The sequence below is a fragment of the Desulfonatronum sp. SC1 genome (assembly GCF_003046795.1).
In the GTDB taxonomy this organism is placed as follows: domain Bacteria; phylum Desulfobacterota; class Desulfovibrionia; order Desulfovibrionales; family Desulfonatronaceae; genus Desulfonatronum.
On sequence record NZ_PZKN01000070.1, the window covers coordinates 1 to 1,259 of the forward strand.

Below are 1,259 nucleotides of genomic sequence, written 5' to 3' on the forward strand. Positions count from 1 at the left end.
CCGAACCCGATGACATGGCCCCCGGAAGCGAACTGGAGAAGATCGTCCCTATCGGCGTTCAGGCCAAAAGACTTGCCCGGTGTCTGCCGGTCGTGCGGCACGGGATGATGTGCGAAAGAGGAGGCGGGCAAGAAAAGACCGGCCAGAATGCCAATGATCATAGATAGGTTTTTCATGATTCGGTCCTCCAATGCAAAGGCTGAAAGAAAAAAAAGCAGGCTAAAAGAAACATAAACGCCCATCCCAGCCATACAGGCGAAAATGGGCGCAGTTCAACAGGCCAGTGTTTCCAGGCCATGGACGAGAGTCCAGGCTCCGCTCCAGGCGGGCGGTTCTCGCAGGGAGGCGGCCAGGTCCGCTTGTGGGCGTCAATGCGGGATGTCATCGCGCTCTCTTGTTGCGTGCTCTTTGCTTCCCTGTGTAAAAATAAAAAAACGCCCGTCGCGGGAAAAGGCGAAGTGGGCGTTTAGGGGCGGAAGGCGGCCGTCTAGGATCGGCAAAGACTCCACTGCAGGATTGTCCCAACCGGGAGGAGGAAGATTGTAGACGGAGCTAGGTGAAGCCATGGTGATTTCCTTTTTCCGCCGGTTGAAAGCTCCTGCCTGTTGAATAGTCTAGGCCTTAATCAATTTTTGTACATTTTGCAGATTTCTACAATCAGGTCAACCCATGGTGCTGGATTAAGGACGTCACAAAGGAGCCATCCTGGCAAAGCCAGCATTCGTGACAAGTTCAGGCAAAGCAGCCTGCGATACCGTTTCCATTGGCGAGGAACCATTTGTCACAAAAAGGGCGGCCCCGATGGGACCGCCCTGCAGTGTTTGGACTGAAGAAGTGCCTTGCGGGTTACTCATCCAGCAGGAGCATGAGCACGCCCGGCAGAGTCTTAGGCCGGATATTGGCCGTGAGACTACGGTTCCTGTTGGCAGAAAAGCTGTACTGCTCATTAGTGGAGACCACGCAATACCCTGTCAGTCCAGACCAGGTTTCAATCCAGTTGGACAAAGAAAAACCCTGGTTGGGCAGGACGGTCACGGTCACGTTGGCACCGTGGTTGTAACGGTCAAAGCCGGTTACGATTCCATAGTTCGCGGGGCTGGCGGTTCCTGTGATGGTGTATTGGCTTGCTGCTCGGCTGAAATTAGCCCGCAGGGTGCGGTTGCCCGTGACCGTGAACGAGTACTGCGCATCACAGGAAACCACGGTGCTGCCCTCGGTCCAGTTGACAAAGACATGTCCCGGGTTGGCCGTGGCCGTGA

General features: G+C 55.3%; 1 protein-coding gene. It reads right to left on the bottom strand.

The genetic code is table 11. The features are described 5' to 3' along the window. Nucleotides 1-846 precede the first annotated feature (846 nt). Nucleotides 847-1,259 (bottom strand): hypothetical protein (locus C6366_RS19790; RefSeq protein WP_199221567.1); only part of this gene is annotated, 413 nt, incomplete at its 5' end.